Annotated in this window: 25 protein-coding genes and 1 pseudogene; 1 reads left to right on the forward strand and 25 read right to left on the reverse strand. The window is 47.3% G+C overall.

Features of this window, described 5'->3' with window-relative positions; translation table 11 throughout:
- Positions 1-52 precede the first annotated feature (52 nt).
- From J2Z28_RS01880 to J2Z28_RS01905, 6 genes are all read right to left on the reverse strand, one after another.
- Positions 53-4,126: an LPD38 domain-containing protein gene (locus tag J2Z28_RS01880; RefSeq protein ID WP_211080953.1), complete on the reverse strand. Its 4,074-nt coding sequence runs from the start codon at positions 4,124-4,126 to the stop codon at positions 53-55.
- A gap of 12 nt (positions 4,127-4,138) precedes the next feature.
- Entirely contained in the window at positions 4,139-4,582 is a 444-nt protein-coding gene (locus tag J2Z28_RS31725; RefSeq protein WP_211081039.1) for an aggregation-promoting factor C-terminal-like domain-containing protein, read from the reverse strand.
- Positions 4,534-6,324 (reverse strand): hypothetical protein, encoded by a 1,791-nt coding sequence (locus J2Z28_RS01890; protein WP_211080954.1) that lies wholly within the window; start codon positions 6,322-6,324, stop codon positions 4,534-4,536. Before J2Z28_RS01890 ends, J2Z28_RS31725 begins: the two co-directional genes overlap by 49 nt.
- A gap of 722 nt (positions 6,325-7,046) precedes the next feature.
- Positions 7,047-7,205 (reverse strand): hypothetical protein, encoded by a 159-nt coding sequence (locus tag J2Z28_RS01895; RefSeq protein ID WP_211080955.1) that lies wholly within the window; start codon positions 7,203-7,205, stop codon positions 7,047-7,049.
- A gap of 457 nt (positions 7,206-7,662) precedes the next feature.
- Positions 7,663-8,310, reverse strand: coding sequence for a BRO-N domain-containing protein (locus J2Z28_RS01900; protein WP_211080956.1), 648 nt, complete (start codon positions 8,308-8,310; stop codon positions 7,663-7,665).
- 63 nt (positions 8,311-8,373) lie between these two features.
- Positions 8,374-8,586 (reverse strand): helix-turn-helix domain-containing protein, encoded by a 213-nt coding sequence (locus J2Z28_RS01905; protein WP_211080957.1) that lies wholly within the window; start codon positions 8,584-8,586, stop codon positions 8,374-8,376.
- Positions 8,587-8,682: 96 nt separating this feature from the next.
- Here J2Z28_RS01905 and J2Z28_RS01910 point away from each other — a divergent pair, with 96 nt between their 5' ends.
- Entirely contained in the window at positions 8,683-9,117 is a 435-nt protein-coding gene (locus tag J2Z28_RS01910) for a helix-turn-helix domain-containing protein (RefSeq protein WP_211080958.1), read from the forward strand.
- 537 nt (positions 9,118-9,654) lie between these two features.
- Here J2Z28_RS01910 and J2Z28_RS01915 read toward each other — a convergent pair.
- The 19 genes and pseudogenes from J2Z28_RS01915 to J2Z28_RS02000 all read right to left on the reverse strand — a co-directional run bounded on the left by J2Z28_RS01915 (position 9,655) and on the right by J2Z28_RS02000 (position 24,158).
- Complete coding sequence (locus tag J2Z28_RS01915) at positions 9,655-10,161, reverse strand: hypothetical protein (protein WP_211080959.1); 507 nt, start codon at positions 10,159-10,161, stop codon at positions 9,655-9,657.
- A gap of 90 nt (positions 10,162-10,251) precedes the next feature.
- Complete coding sequence (locus tag J2Z28_RS01920) at positions 10,252-10,983, reverse strand: hypothetical protein (RefSeq protein WP_211080960.1); 732 nt, start codon at positions 10,981-10,983, stop codon at positions 10,252-10,254.
- A 9-nt stretch (positions 10,984-10,992) separates the two neighbouring features.
- The gene (locus J2Z28_RS01925) at positions 10,993-12,390 is read right to left on the reverse strand and encodes a hypothetical protein (RefSeq protein WP_211080961.1); all 1,398 of its coding nucleotides are present in this window, start codon (positions 12,388-12,390) and stop codon (positions 10,993-10,995) included.
- A complete protein-coding gene (locus tag J2Z28_RS01930) occupies positions 12,387-12,944 on the reverse strand; it encodes a phage adaptor protein (RefSeq protein WP_211080962.1) in 558 nt (185 codons plus the stop codon). Before J2Z28_RS01930 ends, J2Z28_RS01925 begins: the two co-directional genes overlap by 4 nt.
- Positions 12,945-12,948: 4 nt before the next feature.
- The gene (locus J2Z28_RS01935; protein WP_211080963.1) at positions 12,949-13,092 is read right to left on the reverse strand and encodes a hypothetical protein; all 144 of its coding nucleotides are present in this window, start codon (positions 13,090-13,092) and stop codon (positions 12,949-12,951) included.
- The gene (locus J2Z28_RS01940; protein ID WP_211080964.1) at positions 13,092-13,367 is read right to left on the reverse strand and encodes a hypothetical protein; all 276 of its coding nucleotides are present in this window, start codon (positions 13,365-13,367) and stop codon (positions 13,092-13,094) included. The genes J2Z28_RS01935 and J2Z28_RS01940 overlap by 1 nt, the downstream gene beginning before the upstream one ends.
- A gap of 5 nt (positions 13,368-13,372) precedes the next feature.
- A complete protein-coding gene (locus J2Z28_RS01945) occupies positions 13,373-15,649 on the reverse strand; it encodes a WD40 repeat domain-containing protein (RefSeq protein ID WP_211080965.1) in 2,277 nt (758 codons plus the stop codon).
- Positions 15,650-15,652: 3 nt separating this feature from the next.
- Positions 15,653-16,255: a phage adaptor protein gene (locus J2Z28_RS01950; RefSeq protein WP_211080966.1), complete on the reverse strand. Its 603-nt coding sequence runs from the start codon at positions 16,253-16,255 to the stop codon at positions 15,653-15,655.
- A gap of 25 nt (positions 16,256-16,280) precedes the next feature.
- On the reverse strand, positions 16,281-16,697 hold the full coding sequence (locus J2Z28_RS01955) for a hypothetical protein (RefSeq protein WP_211080967.1): 417 nt from the start codon (positions 16,695-16,697) through the stop codon (positions 16,281-16,283).
- Positions 16,609-16,791: a hypothetical protein gene (locus J2Z28_RS01960; protein ID WP_211080968.1), complete on the reverse strand. Its 183-nt coding sequence runs from the start codon at positions 16,789-16,791 to the stop codon at positions 16,609-16,611. The genes J2Z28_RS01955 and J2Z28_RS01960 overlap by 89 nt, the downstream gene beginning before the upstream one ends.
- A 42-nt stretch (positions 16,792-16,833) precedes the next feature.
- Positions 16,834-17,796: a Mu-like prophage major head subunit gpT family protein gene (locus J2Z28_RS01965; RefSeq protein ID WP_211080969.1), complete on the reverse strand. Its 963-nt coding sequence runs from the start codon at positions 17,794-17,796 to the stop codon at positions 16,834-16,836.
- Positions 17,797-17,816: 20 nt separating this feature from the next.
- Entirely contained in the window at positions 17,817-18,236 is a 420-nt protein-coding gene (locus J2Z28_RS01970; RefSeq protein ID WP_211080970.1) for a hypothetical protein, read from the reverse strand.
- A 17-nt stretch (positions 18,237-18,253) separates the two neighbouring features.
- Entirely contained in the window at positions 18,254-19,222 is a 969-nt protein-coding gene (locus J2Z28_RS01975) for a hypothetical protein (RefSeq protein ID WP_211080971.1), read from the reverse strand.
- 73 nt (positions 19,223-19,295) lie between these two features.
- Positions 19,296-19,772, reverse strand: a complete 477-nt coding sequence (locus J2Z28_RS01980; protein WP_211080972.1) for an HNH endonuclease — start codon at positions 19,770-19,772, stop codon at positions 19,296-19,298.
- A 13-nt stretch (positions 19,773-19,785) separates the two neighbouring features.
- Positions 19,786-21,951, reverse strand: coding sequence for a portal protein (locus J2Z28_RS01985; protein ID WP_211080973.1), 2,166 nt, complete (start codon positions 21,949-21,951; stop codon positions 19,786-19,788).
- On the reverse strand, positions 21,948-22,175 hold the full coding sequence (locus J2Z28_RS01990) for a hypothetical protein (RefSeq protein ID WP_211080974.1): 228 nt from the start codon (positions 22,173-22,175) through the stop codon (positions 21,948-21,950). Before J2Z28_RS01990 ends, J2Z28_RS01985 begins: the two co-directional genes overlap by 4 nt.
- 14 nt (positions 22,176-22,189) lie before the next feature.
- The gene (terL, locus tag J2Z28_RS31010; protein WP_342357461.1) at positions 22,190-22,765 is read right to left on the reverse strand and encodes a phage terminase large subunit; all 576 of its coding nucleotides are present in this window, start codon (positions 22,763-22,765) and stop codon (positions 22,190-22,192) included.
- Between the two features lie 90 nt (positions 22,766-22,855).
- Positions 22,856-23,788 (reverse strand): annotated as a pseudogene (locus J2Z28_RS31015) (terminase large subunit domain-containing protein); the annotation flags it as partial.
- Positions 23,694-24,158, reverse strand: a complete 465-nt coding sequence (locus J2Z28_RS02000) for a terminase small subunit (RefSeq protein WP_211080975.1) — start codon at positions 24,156-24,158, stop codon at positions 23,694-23,696. The gene J2Z28_RS02000 and the pseudogene J2Z28_RS31015, both read right to left, overlap by 95 nt.
- Positions 24,159-24,162: the final 4 nt, after the last annotated feature.

The raw sequence follows: 24,162 nt of genomic DNA on the forward strand, positions 1-24,162 counted from the left end.
TATGCTGTTACGTGGTGTACCTCTATTTTACCACATCTAACACGGGAATAAACTACTTTTGCATAGTGTTTCGCGATATTTCATTACGTTGTGTAAGCAGAGGTTCAATCTGATCACGCTTCTGTTTGGCGGTCAGATTTACATCACCCTCGATGGTCCGGATCTGCTTGTTGATCTTGCTCATCATGTCTGCTGCATTCTCCAGTTGTTTAAGCTCAAGCGCCTTATCAAACGTAGTGCCGTTCAGTTTGGCTGATGCTTTCTCTTTGGATAGCTTATCCTTACGGGTGTAGAGCTTATCTGTGCCTTTTGTAGATTGCAACGGATCGACCAAGAACGCTTTTGCAAACGGCTTCTGTTCAAGGCGTTTCTCTGGGCTTGCCGGACGGTCAACAGCGCCGACGCCTTTGAGGATGGTATCGATAGCCGACGTTGCGTATGTTCCGAGTCCAGCTGTTAGTCCCTGAATTGTGTTGTCCATGATCCGTGGTGAGGAGAAGTTTTTCATCGGACCCTTTCCTCCTGTCACATCCGACACTAGGCCTGCCAACAATTTTGCTACCTCAGTCGTCCGAACAGGGTCGTATTGATCTTTGTAGGCTAATCCTTGCTCACGTTGAGGTATGATTGGTCCTTCTCTAAAGGAAGAATAGTTTGCTACACCTTCCATAAATGGTAGAAGGCCTGTTATTTGAATAGGGATTGCAGAATCACTTAATGTTCTTCTAAAAAAGCCATCCAAGGCATCCGGATCATTTTCAGCATACTTTTGAAGAACTCGTTCAGGTAGATTAGCAAATAATGGGGCGATATCAAAAGGCTTAGGAATACGTGCAACCATATCTGTACCAGGTATAGATATCAACCAGAATGTATCTTTCATCCAGTCTGGAGCATCGGAAATGGTTTGTTTCTGTGTTTCGCTTGAAAAACGTCTATTGGCTTCGAAAATAGCTATAGTAGGTAAAGTGGTAGCTACAAACATCCGCGTAATTGTGCCAAACGGATTTTCTTTAATTGATCTAATTAATTTAGCCTTACCTTGTATATTCGCATTCAAGAACGCCGTTACTTTATTCCATTGTCGCACGCTTGCTCCAGCACGAGCAAAGTCCATCAAATCTCGCGATCGATACGCAGCTTCCTGAGGACTCGTTCCTTTGCGGAGGGCTGCCCGGTACTCACCAACCTTTGTGGCAGCTTCGGTAGTATCAGTAATTGAACGCAACACATTGATCAAGGATTTACCCGATAAAACATTTACAAATTTCTTGCTTGGTTTCTCCTTCAATACCGACTCAAGCGCTTTTTTATGGACGTTTCGATCCATTGATAGTACATTTCCGTACCCTCCCAGATCATTAATCCAGCCTTTGTACAGGTCGCCTTTCTTGATTGTCTGTGCAAGTCCTGCCACGAAATCCAATGGTGTAAATCCACTTTGACTTGTTACAAATGCTTGTAGAACGTCCCGCATTGGGTTACGTAGAGAGAATTCCGGGGTCAATGTTGCACCTGACCGAAGCAAGTTTGCTGGCTTGGACAGGAAGTTTATTAGCATGTTGGAAGACTCCTTGTCAAGATTAAGCATAGCCCGGTACACCTCTGGCTCCACCTCATACTTAACGTTCTCCCCGTTCACCCTAACGTTGACCACGTTTTTACTGCCAACCTTCTCGTCCGGGTCCAAACGCCGGATGAAGTTCGCTTCTGTATCGATGTCAGACAGGCGTTTCAACTGAGAAGCTACCTTATTCCGTTCAGCTGCATTCGTGCTCTGGAAGATGTTCTTCACCATATTAATCAATGGATCATCTACGTTTCTTTCCGAGCCTTTCAGCGTCTTGATCGGACTGGCCACGTTTGCTAGAGCCTGTGACAAACTGCCACCGAATCCCTCCGCTGTTTCATCAAAAGCCCGGAACATTGGGATGTAGTTCTTCCAGCGATCAGCAAGCACATCAGCAAGTTGCTGGCTCACCACGCCGCTGTCTACCAGTTCCTTCATCATATCTTTGTTCAGCTGCACTAATCCTTGCCGAGCTGCTTCCAGTTCGGTGTTTTCGTACTTCCGGATTACCGCTGCAATCTCTGCATTGGTGAATCCTGATTTCATTTCTGCCGCGTTGATATCACGAGCGTGCACAGCAACTGCATAGTCACCCAGTTCATCAGCAGAGTAACCCGCTTTCTCAGCTTGGTTAATGATCGGTGCTAGTTTATCCTTGACCACTTGGTTGGCTTTCTCCGGGGTCCCCTTAAACATACGAGCCATCTTATAGATACTATTCTCTGCGCTGTCCACCTTGCCTGTAACACGCTTCTCCAGCCCTTCAAGCGGTGCAGTCTCATCTACAAACTGAGTACGCACCCGTTCCCATTTTTTCTCGAATGATGTGGTCTTCTTCTTGCGGCTACCTCTGCTTACTTTACCGCTGAAAGTCTCCGCATTGCCTGTACCACTTTCATTAAACGCCTTTGCCGCCTGGCCTTCTTTGGTGGCAAGTCGTTCCTGTCTCCGCAATTCTTCCTTGGCTTGCTGATATACTTTCTCTGCACTCGGTCGGAACTGTTCGCCCAGATCCTTGACCATTTCCTCTGTCCAGTCGCTGAACTTGATCGTCCCTTTACCCATCTTGGCAGCGCCGATAATGGCGTAGTCGCCCCACTCTGGCAGTGGATTGGAGTTGAGGTTACCCCTGCGCTTGGCGATACGTTCACGAGCCGCTTTTTCGGCTGAATCCAGCATGTCATACACACGGTCACGTACACGTGATTTTTGCACAGCATCCACCACTTGCGCCGCTTCTTGCTCTACACGGTTCAATGTTGGTGTTGGTTCGGGTGTGATCGGAGCAGAAGTTTCACGTCCTGGACGGGATTTAAGGAAGTCGTCCGGAGCAGCAGGTGCTTGTTGGCTTGACTGGAACCTGCGTACCGCTTCAGTCCTTGGATTCACCGTCTGTGGGCTGATATTCGTTGCAGTATCAACTGGCTTGATCGGTTGTTGCTGTGGTGTCACTGTGTCAGGCACAACGGATGCTTGCCGTGCTGCGGGTGTTGGTACATCCATCTGAGCTGGTAATGTATCAGGTGTACGCTGAGCGGCACTCACAGGCGGATCGTTGATGTCCAATCTCTGTGATGGAGTAGCTGGTTCGCTTAACGGCTGGCCCGTTGTTTCCGGTAGACGCGCTCCTTTGGATTTGGAAAGTAACGACCGGATACCTGCGCCAGCTCCTGCAATGAGCAAGTCACCAGCTCCGCCCAGACCAGCACCGAGAGCAGCGTTTGTGAGTACCTGTTGGTTGCTGTTTTGTCCCTGAATCAACCCCATAGCTGTATTGCTCACAGCACCCGTACCAGCGCCACGGATAGCCGTTTCTGCCACTCTGTTTGCGGTGTTCGGGCTAATGCGTGGCAGCACCTTGCCTATACCACCACCGACCACGTTCGTCAGGCTGTTCCCGGCACGTGTTGCCATCAATCCGTTGGCCGCTTTCCATGGAGCGGTGATCAAGTTGCCACCGCCCGATGGATTAAATCCTGCGCCAAGCACACCGCCGGCAATACCTGTGATATCGGCCACTCTATCCGCTGTAGCATTGCCTGTAGATCCAGGAGCCATTGACGGACCACCAAGCAGCATGCCGCCGCCTGTACCAACTGCCCGAGTAACGAAACCACCCACGGGATTACCGTAGGTGAGATCATTCATCAGGTTAGAGAACGGTGATACAAAGTTGGCGAATCTGCTCTTGGACGCACTGTCTGCTATCTTCTGTTTGTTTATTTCATACTGACTCGGCTGTGGCGGGATAGGCGATGGATTAACGCCTGTTGCTTGCTGGTACGTATTGATTGCCTGCGGATTACCTGCAAGTGATCTGCCCAACGTCGAATTCATGTAAATGTCTGAACCGGGTTGAGTAAGCGCAGGCGGCAAGGTTGACTTCAATTCAGACATGGATCTCTGGTTGGCAATGTACCTGTTAACAGCTTCTGTACGTGGATTGACATATGTTTTTGGTTGATTCTGGTTTAACGTACCATTAAGCGCGGATTCCCGAATCTGTAGCGCCTTTTTGCGCTGCTCCTCTGAAAATTGTTCAAGCCTTGTCGCCATGCGTCTACCTCCTTAGTACCATTTCTTTTTATCCCAATGTTGTAAAGCTTTGACCGGATCTCCGTAACGACTTTCTATATACTTAATGCCCGCAACAGCTTGTTGGTAGGGATCATTCCAATTCACTGAGTTGCCACCGTAATTCTTGCGAGTCATGTCCAGGAACTGAAATAACCCCGCTGCAGAAGATTTGGGATTCTTAGCATTCGAGTTAAAGCTAGATTCACGAGCAACCAACTCCAGGGTAGGTTGCAGCCAGCTATCAGGCTTACCTGCAGCTTTAAGTGCACTACTTACTGCACTGCTGGCCGTGGCGTAATTATTAGGGTTTGCTGCTGCATCCTTGGTCGCTTTGTAGTAATTATTGTAACTTAGCGCCCCACCAGTCCCGTTGGATGTGGGGCTGGCTACTTTCCCGCAGTGTTTGCCCCTGTTGGAGTTGGTGTTGTGATGTATTTCTTATCAAACTCTTGTATCTCTTTCGTGGTCAGCCCCATGGACAGCATAACTTGGTCATCTTGCCCCTGTGGCAAACCGTATCCAGCGACTTGCTGATAAATCTGTTCTCGGGTTGTTGAATCTTTCGGTGCGGCATATTTCTCTGTGGTCGGATCGATGTATTGTGACTGTAATGCACTCAATACTTGATTAGCATTCATGCCGCTATACTCAGCCGGTTGCGTGTTGCCAAGTCCCAGCCAAGCACGACTGTTCTCATCCTGACTGATCGCCGTCATAGCATTGCGATAAGCATTTTCATCCTGACGTTTTAACTCATCCATTGCGTAGTTCATGCCGAATTGATCTGCGTTTTGTTGGAACTGCGCTCCCCATTGGCTATCTGCCACTGCATCACGAGCTTTGGCGTATGCAAATTGTTCTGCGCGGAATGCATTGTCAACGCCTACCTGTTGTTGGTTGAATGCTTGGTTCTGTCCCGCCAGACTAAGTGGTGCATTTGGATTAGCCGCCTGACGTGCAAGTCCTGTCCAATCGTTCTGCGGTGTGATGATACGTCCTGATGCATCCATATACATGCCAGCTGCGGCTAAATTTGCCTGTTTGTTGCCCAGATCCACCTGTTGCCCAGCTAATGTGCGAATACCTGGATTAGCTTGTGCAGCAGTAGAACGACTTACATTAGCACCATATTGACTTGCGTCTATGCCCATACCCGTCAATTGGTTACGAATAAAGTCAGCTTGTTTACTTAGCGCCGATCGATCCTCTGCCGTAATCCCTTTCGTCTCTGCCTGTTCCTTGAGACTAAGAAGGTTATTGATTGCATCTCGCGCTTCAGTCGGAAGGTAGTTTCCAGTAACCTGCGCTTCCTGCAACGGATTCTGGAAGTACTCCTGATTTTGTAGCCCGTATTGGTTTGTGAGGTTTCCAATCGCGTCCTGACCCACACCATAATTCATTTGCTGTACCTGTAGATCCCGATTCGCATCATCGTTATAACGCTGGTACGCCTGTTGCATCAGCTGTGGTACGAGGTTATTGGAGATGCTCTCCATGGCGCTGTTGCCAAGGTTATTTGCTACCGTTTCGCTCCAGGAAGATTTTCCTTGGCCTGTTGCCCGTAACCCTGCATTCGTGTCCGCCTGCTGGTTCATGACGTTCTTTTTCGCTTCAGCCAACTGCGCTTGGTATGCAGGGTCAGTGTTTTGGTCATATGAGAAGGCATCAGGTCTGTTGAACTGGAACTGTGATTGGTTATTTATAAAGTTGTCGATCTTGCCAAGCGTGGCTTCGGTACGACTACCCGGTACCGCATGATTCTCAGGTGGCTTCACCCCACTTGCCTGCACGTTGGCTGCTGCCTGTGCCATCGGGCTTTGGTAACCAAGGTTCGTGTTGAGATACTTCGTCTGTGCGCCAGTCTCCAGCCCCTGTTGCTGTCGGTTCGTGATCGTTGCCAATGTTCGAGCTATTTCACTCTGACGGAATGCATCATTGTTCTTGATCTGCGCCTGATTCGATGCGATCCCTTGTCGCCCTGCTGTGTTGGCTGTGGCATAGTTGACACCACCATTACCGAGAGCAGGGTTTGATTTAACGTTTGCGGCAGCTTGTGCCATGGGCGACTTGCTTGTTGTAACGGTACCTGTGACGCTTGGAATAGCTGACGTTACACCACCAGTGCCAGCAAAAGGATCTTTCTTCTTCACTACAGTTCCTGTTGTCTCGTAAGCCATGTTGCACCTCCTTTGGGTAATAGAAAAGGGTACCCGTGTGGGCACCCTTAGGTTAAACCTTGATTAAGTTATTAATAGTAGATATGAAGTCCTCGAGCGTTACGTCATGCGGGGATAAACGGTCAAGGAGTTTGTCCAAACCCTCCCAGTTGGTTACTCCCAACACTTCACATATGCTCTCTTGAGTCATGGTGAAGGTGATTCTTTCCATTTGTTTCCCCCGAGCGGGGTGTTAACTAATATAGTTATTATGCTATACTATGCTTGTAAATAACACCCTCTTGTAGTGTGTTGCGCAATTTTGTAGCATGTTACACCTTATCTTCTTGGCGGACGAAAGGTGTAACGCACCAGAGTCGCTATTTTTTTAGCGGCTTTTTTCATTTTTCTAAATTACTTTTCAAGTTATTTCCTCCTCTCAAAATCTACTGTAACACATGATATAAATTTCACTCAAATTCTGTCGGACTTTTTATTTTGCGTTTTGTATTAAGGTTTAAAGTTTTTTCGACAATCCTCCAGTTAATTACCATTTACCATTGCGACTTCAGATAAAATGTGACTTAATACTTATCGTATTTATAAATACAGCGAATTCTCCTTCTAAACGCATCCTACCTTGGCACTAACTTAAAAGTACAGATAGTACTTATTAATCATTTTTGAATCTAACTAAAAAGGACCCCATTAGGAGTCCTCTCATTATGCGAAGTACATGTAAATTAGATTGTTATCATCTTATCAATAGTAGAAATAAAGTCCGTTAAAGATACATCATGAGGAGATAATTTTTCACGAAGCTTGTTTAATCCTTCGGAGTTTGTAACTCCTAAAACTTCGAAAATGTTCTCTTCGTTCATGGTGAAGACCATTTTTTTCATGCTTTCTCCTCACTTTTGGAGGGTGTTGCATATACAAAGTGTGTGTTATACTAACGTTGACTATAGTCAACAAGACAAAATGTAATGCGTTGCATTTCATGCTCTAACATAAAATGCAACGTACACTTTGGCAACACCCTTGATTTTTCGTCACCTAACTTCTTGGCGGTCGATAGGTGACAACACAGCCGAGTCGCTTTTATAAGCGGCTCTTTTTATTTTTCTGAGATGCATTTCAACGTAGTTCCTCCTCTCATGTTATATACATGGTAGCACAGGTTCAATAATATGCGGTAATACTTTCGTGGCAATTTTTTTTAATAATTATTCCGCCTACTCCAGTGAACAAATTTATCGTATCACAGGAAGCTGTCACTACAAAGTTTTCAGACAATAAATATAATGATAACTAAAATAATTAAAAATAATGCTTTTTCACAAATTGTTATCCAATTAATCAATTAGCTTCACGATTTCGCTGTTCATCGCCCAAATACTTACCGTAAATGGTCTGTGAAATGGAGAAATCAAGTCTGAACTTATCTGCCATTGTCATCAAGTTTACTGTATCATCCAAAATTTCTTGTCTTGCGATCAACATTTCAGGAGTCATTTGTTCTTTTTTGATTAGTTTTGGATGACCGAACTTTGTAGATACCGCTTTGTTTGTGATTGTGTTTGCTTTGGCAAAATTCGGAACCTTGGGATCTCTAAGGTTATCACACAACCTTTTCATCGCCTCTTTTTGATGATCCTTATCAAGGGTGCGGAATATTTGGAATCCTTCCAATCCAGAATTCTTTCGCAATTGTTTGAGCAATGATTTGACCCACTTCTTGAATTCCCTAGCCTCCTGTCTTTCGCTGTTAAAGATCGCTTCATATATTCCAGTCTCCGAGATCACAGTCATTCTTTGTCTTCTGCCTATGCTATCCGTTAAGTGGATAGCATCCTTCTCGTCTGTATCAATCAACCTTACCATGTGAGGCGCAATAGAATAACCGAGTGCTTTGGCTACGTCTTTAGCAACTGCCCACCAATCGTCTGTTGTCATCTCTACAAAACGAATGTCATTCCCCATCCAACTCTCTACACGAATATTCATCGCAAATCCTCCTTGTAATTCATGATTTACATTTGATACAATGAAACAAAATGGATAGTTTAATCAGCTTGCCTTTGCATCGTCCAGCAGGTCATCGATGTAGTTTAGGTTGAATACCTGAACCAACTGCTTGGCAACATCAACCGTAAGCCTACGCTCTCCACGCTCTATCTTGGAGTAGTTCACCGAACTCATGTCCAACTGTTCAGCAACTTCCTTCTGACTGAGGAACATCTGTCTGCGGATCATTTCAAGCTTAGTTTTTGGAGTAGCCATTCTGTTTATCACATCCTTTCAAAGTACCCTTTTCGGATACTATATGAATAATATATATCCATTATGTTTCATAGTCAATAACTTGGAGGAATTATTTTGGATATTTTTTCCGCACGCCTAAAATGGTTAAGAGAAATGTATGGTTTCGTTCAAAAAGATATGGCCGATATGGTAGGGATGTCGCCTCAAGGTTACGGTAAGATTGAAAATGGACAAAGAGAACCAAATCTTGAGACTCTTGCCAAGCTGCCAGAACTTTTGGGAGAATCGTTAGATTTCCTGCTTGGTGTGACTGACGACACCAGAAAAATAAAACGGGTAAAGGAAGATATAGAGCTATATAAGAATAGTGTTGAGTTCGCCCAAGAAATGATTGCAAACACAAACGATCAAGTCGCACTTGCTCAATATCAGAAAAACCTCAACATGTATGCTAAGAAACTTGAGGATTCTAAGATTATATTGAAGAATCTGATTCAACAAGTTCCCTGGTATGGAATAGAAAGACCATTTTGGAAAGATGAAAATTAGAAAAGTATTGTCAATACTTTTTTTTAAAACCAGCTAAAGCTGAATAAAATACTGATTAAAGGGTGTATGCATTTGTTACACCCTTCTTTCCCATGTCTACATATTGGGATTTTCTAACTTCATAAATCACACTAACCCAACATATTGTGTTTGTAAAGTGGGACACAGCGTGCTTTAGCAACCCCTCAAGCCAGGAATCCGCAAGGGAAAAGGATTCGAAGATTTGAAGATTTTTCTCAAACTTTCCGACCCTACGTTTGAACCGGACATCGGATGGATGTAAAAACGGACTCTATCGGCACCCCAGTATTCTGTTTCTATACTAAAATGTATTTCCAGAGATTCAGGATTTTAAACGTCTAATTTGATTTTCTAATACAAAAGGACTCCTCAAACTGAGGGGTCCTCTTCTCAATTCATTATGCAGTGTACCACCAACGAGTATTTGGATAAAATCAAATCACTGAAAAATTTATCTTTGTACCTCTCAACATACTGTAACCCAAGATTCTACGTTTGTTCAGTGGTTTCAAAAAATTATTTCAACGCAGCCAGTTGAGCTTCGAGTTTCGCGTTTCCTTCATCCAAAGTTTTAATGTTCGATTTGTAGCTTTCGATTGCCGCGAGATAAAATTCTTTTTCAGCTTGGGTGGTTAACCCTTCAATAATCTTTTCGTTGTACACAATTTTGTCTTCGTAAACTTTTCTTGCCTCATTATTAGACTTAATACGTTCCTCAATCTTTGCCTTTTGTTCTTCCACGCTCTGCCCCTTTCCAGGAGTGGTCGCAGACACCTTCTCGTCCAGGATAATCTTCTTGTTCTGCATGCTCACGTCATAACCAGCAGCTTCACCAATCGCACGAACTGGCGCGTAGCTTTTGCCATCAACGATGATTGCAGTATCCAAAGCCTGTCCATTAAGCTCCACGGCTGCTTCTCCCTGAATCTTTTTGCCTACCAATGACTTAATATCATCTGCAAAAGCTGTGGCGGAAAGGACGAATACGGCACCTGCAAGGAATCCAGCAATATATTTTTTCATGTCAAATCTCCCTTATACCATTTTTCACCAATATACCACAGCTTTCGCGGACCGTTAATGTAAAATCTAACGAGCCCAACTTTGGGCCGGTTAACTTCCTTCCTCTAACGCTTCGATCCGGTCGAAGATTTCTCTTAATTCGTCTCCAAGCGTGCGGCCTATACCAATGCTGTATAGTTTGTCCCAGCTATCAAATGTAACTGATCCTGTTGGAGACATTCTTATATCTCCTCCATTAGACATTACATCCATACTTCCTAGACTCGTTATCTCAGGTACGCCGGAAGATACATTTATCTTTAATCTATCAGCTCCGTTCAACTTGAAGTCAAGAGACGGCACACCTGCGTAATTCGGGTTTACAGCGATAAAGTTATTACTATCGGTATAGGCAGCGAACACATTCCCTGTAGCGCTCATCTCACAACGCGGGAAGGCGTTACGTCTCGTCGCAATATAACTTCCGAATATCTCAACAGACTCAATCAACCCAGCTACGATATGCCCCAGGTTCGCGCTGATGGCTGATAGCTCACCAACATCGATCTTGTCGGCTACCACTGCGCCTGCTTGGATCTTCTCTGTCGTGATTGATCCGGCTTGCAACTTCTCGGTGGTGATCGACTCCGCCTTAATATTACGCGCCTCGATCCCCTCAGCTCGGATGTTGTTCACGTCCAGCGTACCGTTGATCATGAAATCGATATCCTGTAGGCTACGTGCGATTTTGTTGATGTTGTCTTTCAGATAAGCGTTCACTCCCCCAAAATCCTGAAACGTTGGAGGGTTTCGGAATGCTGGTGCTACATCTTGAATTCCCATAGTACCTCCTTAATAGAGCGGTAGTTGCCGCACCTGACGTGTGATCTCGTGCAGTCGAATGTAACCCGTACCCTCCAGCTTGATCCGGACTGTATTCTCCAACACAAACTTTCGGACTGGTATAATGATCCGTTGTGATACCGCAGACGATGAAGTGATCGTACTGACCAAGTCCCAGCTTTCTCCTGACTTTTGATTGGATAGGCTGATGTTCAGCACACTACCAACGGACATTTCCGCAATGATCCACATCTTCAACCATCGTTGCCGCTGTGCAATGGATTGATTGGTGAACGGTTTGGTCACGGCTTTCCATGCAATTGGGCTTGCGATATCCACCGTGCCACCCAGCTTCAGCACTTGACCCGTAGCTGTACCGATGTACAAGTCTTGTCCGATGGATGCATAGCAAGTGGGTACTGGTGTAACCCAGCGTGTCCATGTTCCAATGCGCGGATCATACACCAGCGTTTCTCCGCTTTGTGTGCTGAAGTATAACCGTATCCCGTCTGATCCTGACGCACTTGCTGTGCTGACATTGGGATAGAATGTTTTGATTGCCTCGCTGAACCCTTTGTCCGGCAATGCAGCAGCTGAGTATTCGTAGATACCCGACTTATGCATGAAACGTAGTGCACCTTCACGTGCGGTGACTGCGTTATTGTTGGCTACACCTTCGTCGTCGGTAACCACGCGGCTGTTGAAGTCAGATGGCTGACCACCCATAAGCAAATGAATGGATGATGGCATGCCGATGGTCAAGCGGTACAGGCTACCGGACAGCATGTTGATGTCCTCACCGTGCGATGACTCAATCGTTTTTCGGTAACTGTCCTGCTGGTTACCTGCGAATGCGTTCCAGTTCTCCGGTTGATCCAACGCAGATGACCATAGCTCGTTCCCTACGGCGCACCATAGCCTGTTTTGGTACGTGGTGATGTATTTACCATTCGACGGTGCGCCACTCAATACAGACACCGTAGAGCCGTTGTACTTACGCATCGAATCTACGCCATTGCACCCGATTAGATTTACGCCACCCAGGTTACCGTCAAAGTTGGTGAATGACCATTCGGCCGAGGTGTTCAGGCCACTGGCAAGTGTTGTCCAAGCGTTTCCTATTAACCTCCTCCATGTCCCATCATTGAACACGACATGCAGCTCTTGACCACGCCATACGCCCATGCCCAAAACACGGGTACCGAACACGCCTTGCATGGCGTAACCCGGCCTTGTGGAGATCGCCGGGTAGTCATCGGTTGTCAGGTTCTGCATCTCAGTGAAGTACGTGTCTTCAATGGAGTACGGATCAAACGTGTTCAGTCCACGAAACTCTCGAATCGGGATCGGCTGCATCATACCTTCCAGTGGCTGATTCTGAGACGTCTTATATTGTACGGGCCTCATTGACTTGCACCCGCTTGATAATTCTGCGCCGCCACATTCCACGCTGCCTTGTACTGGTTCTCGTAGTTCGATGCCTTCACGCTGTCGTCCTGGCTGTTTGCAAGCATTGCCGCCAGTGCAGGGATAAACGTCCAGTGATACTCCTCGGGCGCATCCGGTGACACTGTGAGTGCGGTAGACAGGAACGTTGTTGTGGCGATTCGATGGTAACGCAAAAAGCCTCTTAGATCAGCATAAGGGGCTGGGTAAATCGATATGGTTTTGGTTGTGTCGTCGTATGCAAATGCGTTCTGGTACGGTGTTATGTCTTCGCGGTCCATACTGCGGTACTGCGATGGGCCGATCAGCACCATGTCAATATTCTTCTGCCTTACGTCCGCTGGCAGTGGGTAGTCGGTCTGTCCAGCCACACAATCAAACTGCGCAACCTTTGGAATCTTGACCACATTGAAGAAGTCCTGATTGATCGCGTTCAGCCAGATGACTTTGTCGGCCACAGGAACATCGTTGGGCACCAGCATATTTGCTTCTGAAATGATATCAGATAAGTTCATGGGTTCACACCTCTTCTGTAATCAGGTGTTCGTATCCCTCAGCAATCAGATAAGTGTCAATGCCGGGTTTCAGGTCTGGCCTGCGTGATAACACATAGTCGTAAGTATACGCCTTGTCGATGATACGTTGACCCATATACGCTCCCATTACAGCATTCCTCCCATAACAAGGTCGTCAATGGCTTGTTGCATGAGCTGTTGGTTTCTCTGTAGCTCCTCAATAGCTTGTGTTACATCATTGGGGTCTTTTGGTTTCAACGATTCGTCAATCTCGAATGTTGTCCCATTCCAGCGGTAATACCCTGCGTTTATGCCAGCAGGAAGGTGGGTCATGTCCAACTCAACCTCTGTGTATCCTTCGTGCGGGTACGTTATGGCATCACGGATGATATTGTCCGAATCCAGTTGAAAGTAAAATTTCATGGTATCTACCTCCATATTAAGATTGCATCTTTAGAATCGTTTGCCACACCTGCAGACAAAGCATATCCCAATGATGCTACTTGCCTTACATCAGCAATTGCATTGGTGCTCTTATACGCCTTCAGTTTAAAATCGTATATTGTGATATAAGGCGTTGCTGTATAAGTAACAGCAATATTGCTTGTTGAAAACGCCACGCACAATCCATTCCCAGTTGGCAGAGTAGTAGGATTCAGAATTTTATCCAATACATCATCCGTTTGTCGATAAAAAGATATATACGGACTGCCAACATGAGCAACTGCAAGTATACTGCCGTCTCGGCTATAAGATATTGTTTCAACAGAGCCCGGCGGCAAGGTGGTTGGATCGCTAATTTTAGTAAATACATCTCCCGCAACTTTATAGACCATAAAATAAGGAGAGGCCTGAAATGATAGTGCTAAGTATTTTCCGTCTTGACGAAAAGCACTAGATGTTGCAACTGATGCTGGCAATGAACCTGGGTCGCTAATTTTCGTAAATACATCACCTGAGCGACTGTAGATTGTAATAAACGATCCGTTAGTGTGCCCTACGATTAGTTTAGAGTCATCAGGACTAAAAACAACGGAATATCCAGAAGCTGCAGGCAACACAGATGGGTCAGCTAACTTGGTAAACGTATCTCCTGAACGCTTGTAAATGGTCACATACGGAGTTGTAAAGTGAGCGACTGCCATATATGTACCGCTTTGACTAAACGCCACCTTTCTTGCATTGCCTGTTGGCAAACTGGATGGGTTAGCCAATTTGGTGAATGTATCCCCTGAACGCTTGTATATTGTTACATAAGGTGACGTTGAGTGTGCAACAGCTAAGTAGGTGCCGTCCACGCTAAATGAAACGCCATAGGAATCACCCGTAGGTAACGTTGTGGGATTAGTCAGTTTTGTGTACACTCCGCCTGAAAGTTTATAAATATTGATATATGGGCTTGAATTTTGTACAGCAACCATATAAACACCATCTGTTGAGTATGCAACAGCTCTTGGTGCAGATGTGGGTTTATCTGGAACAATGTCAACGGCATCCCCTACCGCGGATTGCAAATAGATAGGATCGTTTGCAGCAATTGCTTCAGCATATACAACCGACTGCTGTAGCTGCCCGTTAATGTCCACCTCCCCTCCACCACTATCTGCTAAAAAATCCGTCCCTACTTTGCGGAACGTGTATGGCTTTCCTATAAGCAGATCACCAGCAGCATAGGCTGTGCCATCCTGTTTTTTAAGCGGCGTCGCACCTAAACCGTTAATATTCAATGTCGGCCCAGCAGCATTTGTTATATGCGGCACAATTGTGATCCCAAACCCATCAGGCAATGTTGTTGGAACAGGATCTAGTGTCACTACATAAGCCGATGATGTTCCCGATGTTGCGGCGTATCCTGGTTGACGGATGTAGTTCGCAGTGGCGTTTGCCAAAGCTTGATTTACCTCAGCGCTAACCTCTGCTGTAACACCATCCGTATATTCATTTGCCGATATCAGCGCCGCATCCGCTTTGTTCTGCGCTCCTGCCTTCGTTTCACCTTCAATCCGTACAAACTGAGCATCCGCGCCACTCATCAAACCAGCGTTGCCATTGGTTACTGCGTTAGGAATAACGTCTGTACCACCTGTGATGTGTGAAGAAGCATGCGCACCTGGTGTCGCAGACCCTGTTGCTGTGACGGTCACCTGTTTGTTTGCTGGGTTCGTCGTAATGGTGATCCCTGTTCCGCCAGTGAACTGCAACGTGTCTGTTTTGTTTGTAGCCAGTACATTGTTTACTCCGGCGAAAGCGTTCTGGTTAGCTTCAGCGCCTGCCTGTACCCCGTCCAGTTTCCCCTTGTCCGCTGCTGCCATAAGTCCATCCGTTGATGGTGTCGCCAAGGCTCCGGTGGCTTTGCTATTCCAATCCGCTTTTTCAGCGTCTGTCACGAACCGGTTGCCCGAGTCCTGAGCGATAATGGATGGTGGATGTGTAGCAGGGTGAATATAATTGTTTGCTCCTGGAGCCACACCATCAAGTTTAGTTTTATCTGCACCAGTCATGAATCCAGCCGCGCCACCAGCAACCACAATGGCATGAGCTGCACCACCAGTGCCAATATGTGCGTTCAAGTTTACATCAGAGTAATCTTTTGCAGCTTGTTCTGCTGCATTTGCCTTTTCCTGCGCACCAGCTGGCGTTTCCCACTGTGACTGGGCTTCTGCCGTGATATCTTCACTTGTATTCCGCCATGGGAATCTACTCATGCCTTACCACCTCTCTGTAACGGAATACCGTTCGTACCCGTTGTTTGCTGTTTCATATTCGTTCAACACCTGACGGTACTTATAATCGAATTCCTCCGACTCTTTCCCGCTGGTGATTTCTTTCAGCACACCGTATACGAGTACCATGTCAAAGTCCGGATCAAATCCAGTAGGGCCATCCATGTCCGCTAAAGCCAGTTCCCGTAGTACTTCAGCATGGAATATTTTGATACCCTCTGGAGTGTCTACCTCCGGGTTGGGCACGATACCGATACGATCACCGGAAAAATAGTAATACGGTTTCTCCTTTAGCCTCTCATTGAATTGCCGCAACGGAATGCGTCTCCAGCCATCGTTATCGTTGTGGAAGGATTCCATCTTCACATCTACGTCTACAACACTACCCGGAGGACACGGAAGCACATAGAGCGCCTTATCCTTCACCAAGTCGATTGCAGTACAGATGACGTTCGATTGCTGTTGAGCCGATCCGAAGTTACGGACAAGCCTGTCACGCACTTGCGACACCTTGCGAACAATGGAAGCGGGAGAGAGGAAATTAGGCGACTTCTCCGTAATCTCCTCCACAACGTCTTTTAAGAGCATTTCTCACCACTCCTTCATATTTACCTTACGCGTTCTCTAAAGCTGTGATACGGGCCGCCAGTTCAGCGAGGATAGCTTGTACGTTCGTTGCTGTGCCCGGCGCAATCGCTGTGGCTGTAATTGTTGTTGCAGGATGTACGTGGTTGCCTGCTGCGGCTGTGGAAGCTGTGGTGCCGATAGCTAAGTTCGATGTGCCAGCACCAAGGGCAGTCCTGGCTGCGGCTTGGTTAGCGGCTGTCAGTACGCTTTTACCTGTAGCTGTGGCATCGGTGATGCTGTTTGATGTGATGGTACCTCCACCGCCTCCACCAATGTCGATAGGCCCACCGTTGGCATCTACGAAGACTGTGTAGTTAGGCTCCCGCTTTTCGGGCAGGCTTGGCGCTTCGGCTGCGGGGATGATCTGTAAGAAGTCCGGCTGTCTGCTGTGATTCAGTGGCATCTGTGTTCCCTCCAATCAATTTTTCCAGCAGTTCGTTGGTTCGCTGCTGTTCTTTATAGATCGCATTGAGTGCGTCCAGTTCATCACGAAACATGTGATTACCTCCAAAAGAAAAAGAGGGGCAATATGCGCCCTCTTAGTCTTGTACGTTATGTCCAAAGAGGAAGGAATAGTTGGTTTGACCATAACCCCAACGTCCTACAACTTTGTGTTTAGCTACTTCTGTATCAAAGTCAGTGATCGAACCATTCTCCGGTTTACGTCTCCACTGCCAGTGGTTGAAGCGTTTCATCCGCGCTGAGTCAACGGCAAACCAGTTCTTACGTTGTGCTGGGTTGATATACGGATTGACGATGACTTTGATGTTACCCATGTACATGTTCGCGTCAAAATGGTTGCTGCCTGGCTCGTACTTCGGCAGATCCGCATCTGGTAGACCTGCAATCTTGAACGCGGCACGCGCATTGTACGGTGCAACAATCACAGTATCAGGAATTACAGCCAACGGATTTCCTCGATCGTCTTTCCATTCTTGCATGAGTACGGCTGTTTCATCCCAAGAATCCAAATTCAATGGTTTGTCACCAAGATTAGATTGTACGTCTGTGCTATTTTGCGGGCTATATGGGTGATCTGCAGCACACAAAGCTTTACCATCAGGTAATGTATAACGCTCAATACGACCACGGAAGTTCGGACCCTGTGTAACAAATGCGTTGTTCAGGAATTCTACTGCCTGTAATTGCTGTGTTTTATACACTGCATCAGCCAGACCCATGATACGTGTCTTGATCTCCGTAAGTTTCAAGTCATCAATAAAGTCGCGTTCAATGATACGACCATCAGAGAACTTGCGGTTACGAATAACCTTTTGCCATAACTCTTCAACGTCCTCATAGAAGACTTGGTTGTTCGAGTGGCCCCATTCTTCCATAAGGCCCTCAGCGCCAACACCTTCATACGATTCGCGGTCTTTATCGGAGTTACTAACGTTATACATCAGCGGAATATAGTCTTTTTTATCCTTGGTTTCGAGCGAGTAAAGCTCCTTGAAAATCGGTTCGAGGACTCGTGCGTCCCATTGAAGTTTTGTTTGCATGTGTTATGCTCCCCTCTCGATTACGACAACTGGCGGTTCTTAACTTTGAACCGTGCTGTCTTTTTATTTGTGTTAATCGCCATTACAGACAAAGGACCGCCTGTTACGGTGGCCGAGTTTGCAGACAATCCATCAGCTGCCAATGCAATTCCGGCTGCTCCTGGTGTGAATCCGCCTGCTGCTGTTCCGCTGTATGGTGCGTCATACCAGTCACCCTCTCGAGCCAAGATAACCTCAGTCTCCTTGTCCGTGCCTGCTTCTACATTTGCGGTCAAGAATCCGGCAATCGGATCAGTCGCACCAGCTTTTGTCCAGCGTCCTGCCACCAACTTCACAGCCTCACCAGCAAAACCAGCTTCATCGTTGGTCATCAGAAACTCTGTGATACGAGTGGGGTCATTACCGTAATCGTTGTATACATATTTGAATCCTTGTGCCATGGCTTAACGCCTCCTGTTTATTCAAAGTTTTTTGCGTATTTTTGAGCATTCTTTGGATCCAGTCCGAATAATGCGAATGCACCAGTTAACTCTGCTGGCGCGCTTGGTTCCAGTGTTCCAGCTGCTTGCGTCTCCACCTGTGCCCGTTTGTTCAGGCGTTGGTTCTTCAACACCGTCTGTTCTGCGCGTTTACGCTCTGTGGCGCTCAGTTTATCGCGGTGTACCAACTCATAAGCATCAATCGGGTCATAACCACGTTCAATGCGCGCATGCATCTCTTGGGTAAGCCAAGGTGCTGCGGCTCCATCTTCCGTGACTTCCTGTGCCAGTTCCGGGTACTTCTTGAACAGATCCTGCCAGCCTTGCACCAGTTGCTGTTGTTTCTGCTCCTGTTGGCGTGTGGACTGCTCTGTCTCCTTGCTTTGAAGGACCTCACGCGCTTGTTGTAATAGCGGGTGGTTATCGAGGTACTGATCAAGCACATCTGGGTCAATGCCTGCATTCATGGCTTCTTCCCGCATACTTAGCTTCAGTTCGTCGAATTGGTCCTTCTGTCTCTGCTGTGCTGCGGATTCAATCTGGTCGATGTTCTCCAATAGATCAGCGTGGTCTTTATATCCCTGCTGTTTTGCAAGGCGATCCAGAGCTGTTTCATATTGCTTCGCTCGACCTTCTACCTTCTCGTAATTCAGTCCCTTACGTGCATGTACTGCCACTTCTTCGTCTGGGATGAATACGTCTTGACCGTTGTATTTGACTGTGATGCCCTTCGGTTGTTCGTCAGCTTCGAGTGCCTGCTCTGTGGGTGGAGCGTCATCCTCGTGTTGATCATCGTCCGGATCTGGGTCATCGTCGTCTCCATACGGTAAGTTGAAAGCTTCATACGCATCACGCATTGCTTGTTGTTGATCGTCAGCCTGTGGGTGGGCTGTTTCTGGTTCTGTGACGGTCTCGCTATGGGTGGCGATGTTGTCGATGTCTTCCATGCTTAGTTCCTCCTAATCCGCTATGGGTGGCGGCAGATATAAAAGGCCCGCGCTGCTCTGCAACGGGCCTGATTCAAACAATATGAAGTTCAAGTGCTTTTTTCTCTGCTTCATGGAGTTCAGAAAAGTATCCAATATGTTTTCCTTGTATTCTTACTCTCCACTTTTTCTTATCCTCGTACCAACTAATCCCTGTAATTGTTCTGCGTTTTGCCGGGTCGAAATTAAGCATATTTTGCGATTGATTTACAACACGTAAATTTTCTATTCTATTATCCAACGTGTTGTGATTCACATGATCTACAACCAAGTCATCTGTACAGGAAACAATGTACCGATGCATCATAATGTTAATCTTTTTACCATAGACACGTTCATACCCCATCGCGTAGTACGATTTTGTATTCTCATTCCAAACCGCCCTAAACGTTCCTTGGAAGTTGTTTAATACCTCCAATGATTTAGTAGTGATAACAGATTCAATGAGGCCTTCTCGAGATGATAAGAAAACCGCAGTTTCAGTTCCCCTTATTTCAAAACTGTTTTTCATTCATTATCACCCCTCACCCTTGGCCTGTTCTTCCTGGTTGCATCAGTTGTTGGGCAACTTTAGCGCCTTCCAGATTCATCTTCTGTTGTTTCAAACCTTGCTCAAATTCACGGTCACGCTGTTCACGCTCCATCTGCTCACCATTAAACTGCTGTAGTGTCTGTTGCATGGATTGGTTCTCTTGGCTCAACTGCTGTACCTGAGCTTGTGCCTCCTGTGCTTGTTTCTGAGCCTGCATGAACTGCTGTTGCTTGCCTGACTCTTCTTCAATACGGCGCTTGATGACGTCCATCGGCTCCATGCGCCCTGTGGTGATGACGTACCGGACAGCCTCGGCATCAATCATTGGCTGCTGAGTGATCGGGTCCATCGTCTGAAGTAGGTTGAAAGCCAGTTGCAACCAATACTCCCGGTCTTGCGGCTTGTCTACTCCGATCTGCACTAATATGTCGAACTCCGGTACAAACTCCTCTTGGACCTCAACAGGCTCAGGCATCATGCTCATTGGGTCCATCTGACCCATCATTTCCATGCCTTGCATTGGATCAGGCGGCTGCATGTCTCCTGCACCCATCTCCTCAACCATTGGGTCTGGCGGCATGTAATCTGATGGCACGCTGGATATCATGCTATCCCTACTCATTTTCACTGTACGGCCTGTCACACGGGCGATACGCTCAGTGGTATAGAACTGGGCTATCAACTCCACATACTGGCTGAACACCTCTTCTAGCGCGTCCTGTATCAAGTCAGATACGGTATTAAGTCGTGTTCCCGCCGCTGCCATAAGCGCCTTGGCCTGTGCACCACTGGTGACGTTGCTGTTTGCCTGCCCATTGGCACTGTCGAACTGCCCTGGGATCTTCTGCAGCATCTCGTCATAGTAGTTCAGCATGTTGAAAACTGTACTTGGCACGTTGACGCCTTCCAGCTCCTTCACACTGCTCATACGACCAGTAGCCACCGGAAGCATTGCACCCGGCATAGAACGTTGTTCAGCCCACGTACGCGGCTTGGATATTGAACCTTCCTCATACATGATGGCTGCGTTACCCTGCTTCGCCATGGTCTCGACTGAAATCTCAGCGTACTTGTTCTTCATGATCTGCGGCTTAATCATATCCCGCATGAAGCCCTTGCCCCATGGATTGCCTTCTGATGGGTACAATGTACGGGCTACGAATGGATATTGACCGTGATCGAACACATACGCCTTGTGCTCCAAGAATACGCCTGATGTGGTGATGTAGATGCAATGTACGCCCTCCATCTTTCCATCAGCCTTTGCCAGATACTCGGATGGGTCAACACCTTCCATCAGTTTCTCTTCAGCCATTTCGCGGAACAGCTTCTTATCCTCTGCACTCACCTGTTTGGGCAGTCCACGATACCAGTACTCAATGAGTCCGGACATCTGCTGCCGTGTGGCGTCTGTGCTCAGGTTGCCATCGTCTGAGTCAATGTTGAACACATCAGTTTCAAGCGTGCCAATATCAGGCTGAACCTTCTTGCCTTGCTTAGGCCAGCGCTCTTTAAAGTACTCCAGTGGCTTGGGCACATTGATGATGATGCCGCCCATCTTCTGGAGGTAAATGAAGTCTTTAATGCGTGGGTCCGGGAAGAATGTACCGAAATCAACTGGAATGATGTCGTTTCGCCCTTCGTACCGGTTCATCCCACGCCCACCTTCGACCGTTGGGTCAAAGACAGTTTTGTATATTAACGGGCCATGAATGACCATGCGTCGGACAGCTCGGGTGTGTTTCTGCTTAAACTTGATCTGTCGCAGCTCAAACGGCATGAAGTCGTTCAAGTCCCGGGCTTTTTCCTCGTCTCCCTCTTCCTGAGCCGTGAAGTTCGGGTAAGGCATCCATCCAGTCAGCTTGCCGACAATAGACTCGATCTGTGAGAAGGTGATGTTCTCCACCGCATCCGGACGAAGCTTAGACACCGCATCTGAGCGTAATCCCTTCCAATGGTCGCCCATGTAGAAACGTTGCTCCTTACGCCAGATGTCGTCCATCTGTTGTCGTTCCTGCTTGAACACTTGATAGTCCTGGTACACCGTGTCGTATATCTTTTGTTCCTCCGGTGTATTCGGGTTCATCGAGTCCTTCTCAGCGCCATTTTCAGTGAACAATCCCTGAAATCCCTTTTTGATCTTGTTCAGCGTGCTCATTTGTCATCAACCTCCAGCACGTTCGGATCGTCATGCCAACTCATCGGGCTTCGCGTCTCCAGCGGTTCTGCTGGCTTCTGCTGGTTGTTGTACATCGCATACTCACCAGCGTTACGGGCTGTCAGGCGATTGGTCAGATCCTTGATGATCTTGTCTTTGTCACGGTGCTGCAAATACAAAAAAACGTTGGTCCCCAGAACCACCGCTAATAGTACGTATTCCATTTCCTCACCTCACCTCACCAGAATGACGGCTTAACCTCGTCGTCGTATTCTTCCTCTGTATCAAAGTCCACTCGCTTGCCTGTAATAGACTCGGGATTGGCGCCCCATGCTACCTCTTGTTGTCCACTGACCGTGTGTACGATCTCACCAGCCATGGACACCGTATCGACTTGGTCGTCATTCTTGCCTTTCGGGAAGCTCATTAGCTCCGCCTCGAAGTCATCTAACCAATCACCATCCTCTCGGTGGTACACCTTGCCCAACTCATAACGTGCAGCAATCGGCAACGCCCGAGTAACCTTGTCCTTGTCTACCTTCACAGGCAGGATGGTCATCCCATCACGCTTGCACTCCTGTATCAAGTTGGTGCCGAACGTCTTATCCTCAATCGCCTGAAACTTCGGCTTGTACCGATGCTCCATCTGCTTCATCAGCGTCTTTTGCTCTGGACCTTCAATATGCGTGCGGTACACGTCACGGATCAAGATGTCATTGTCAGGCGTCACCATGAACGTTGAAACAGCAAAGTAGTCATTGATCGTCTTTTCGCTGTTCGCTGTATCCACGGTTTGGAACATCCAGCATTGCATTGCTGTGAACCTACGTCCGTCTGAGAGCACCACATACTGCACGTTGTGGATCTGCTCAAACTTGAAGTAACGGAAATGTTTACGCTGGAATATCGTACCTCCTGCTGCTGATGGCCTTTGCTGATACAAGGCACTGAATACATACGAGCCAACGTCGGACTTGATCTGGTCCAGACGCTGCACGTTGAAGCCAAACTCAGGCCAGAGCGCCTCCCCAGGTTTACGACCCAGATAATCATCGTCCTCAGCTACTGCCGGGAAGTTGATCACCGTCCAACGCTCGCCCTTATGTGTTCCTTGCTTAACCTCATCGGCTTCCTTCTTCAATAACCGCCCTACCAAGTCGTCTTCATGCCAGCGTGTCATAACCACGATAATACGTCCGTCTGGCGTTAACCGCGTGTACAGTGTTGATGTGTACCAACTCCATAGACTGTCGCGTACAACCTCACTGTTGGCTTACTCAGCGTTCTTGATTGGGTCATCAATGATTGCGATACGTGCACCCTTCCCTGTGATAGGACCACCCACACCAGCTGCATTCACGCCGCCACGATGTCCTTCAATACCCCATGACTCTGCGGATTGTCTTGCACCAGAGATGGAAACGCCAAATAGACCCGATCGGTCCATGAACGTGTCTCGCGCAATCCGGTTATTATCCCGGCTTAGCGACAACGCGTATGAAGCCAATATGATCTCGTCGTTCGGATATTTACCTATATGCCATGCAGGAAACTTCTTGCTCACCCGCTCTGACTTACCGTGCCGTGGTGGCATCGTGACGATCAGACGCTTGATCTTCCCCTCTGATACATCCATCAACGCTCTGTCCAGTACGTCCAGGTGCTTACCGTCTGCATCACGTCCATCACTGTCGAAGTCCATGAAAAAGCTAAAGTCATGCTTGGCCAGGATTTCAAACTGCCTACTGAGCGGTACTGGTTTGTCGCTTCCAGAGTTGTTTAAGAAGCTCGGCGCTTTCTGGGTCTGTTGAGATGGTTTGCTCGACAATGTACTCATGTTGATGGTTCACCTCGCCTTGTACATCTGCCTGTACTCGATCAATCGGTTTATACCCTGCACGATCCAGCAAATCCCTTGCCGCAACCAGCCTGTCCTTGTCCATTGCGTTCGGACTCTGCATGATCTCGAGCATCACATTGTACGCCTTGACAGCATCCTCAGCGAACATCATCCGCAAGTCCTTGTTAAGATTCTGTTCAGTTTTGTTAAGATATTGTTGAACCTCAACAGACTTTAACAGCCTACTGCCTTGACTTGACGCTGTCTTCTCACTGTATCCTGCCGCAATGGCGGCCTGTGTTGCGTTGTTTCCGTTCTGCAGATATTCCGTCACAAACAGCATCATTTGTGGTCTCAAGTCTGCCATGGTG

This window comes from Paenibacillus xylanexedens (genome assembly GCF_017874615.1).
GTDB classification, from domain to species: domain Bacteria; phylum Bacillota; class Bacilli; order Paenibacillales; family Paenibacillaceae; genus Paenibacillus; species Paenibacillus xylanexedens.